Raw genomic sequence first — 320 nt, 5'->3', positions numbered from 1 at the left:
ATGCTGTACCAAGGCGCTTTTTTCTTTTAAGCAGTTAAAAGGCAAAACGCTACTTATTGTAAATATTGCCAGTGAATGTCATTTTTCGGCGCAGTTAACCGCTTTAGAAAAACTGTATCAGCAGTATAAAAACAGTGGATTTACCATTTTAGCGTTTCCGTGCAATCAATTTGGCCAAAAGGAGCCGCTTGATAATTTAGCCATTAACAGCTTTTATCAAGCGCAATTTAATACTACATTTGAAATATTTGCTAAAGTAATGGTAAACGGCCCAGAAGCTCACCCCTTGTTTAATTACTTAAAACTGCACACCAGAGGTA

Annotated in this window: 1 pseudogene; it reads left to right on the top strand. The window is 36.9% G+C overall.

The features are described 5' to 3' along the window. Positions 1-320: pseudogene (locus AAEY62_RS21330) on the top strand (glutathione peroxidase); the annotation flags it as partial.

Origin of the sequence: Pseudoalteromonas sp. GW168-MNA-CIBAN-0100, assembly GCF_040309225.1 — a bacterium.
In the GTDB taxonomy this organism is placed as follows: domain Bacteria; phylum Pseudomonadota; class Gammaproteobacteria; order Enterobacterales; family Alteromonadaceae; genus Pseudoalteromonas; species Pseudoalteromonas arctica.
This window is presented reverse-complemented; position numbering and strand designations above follow the sequence as displayed.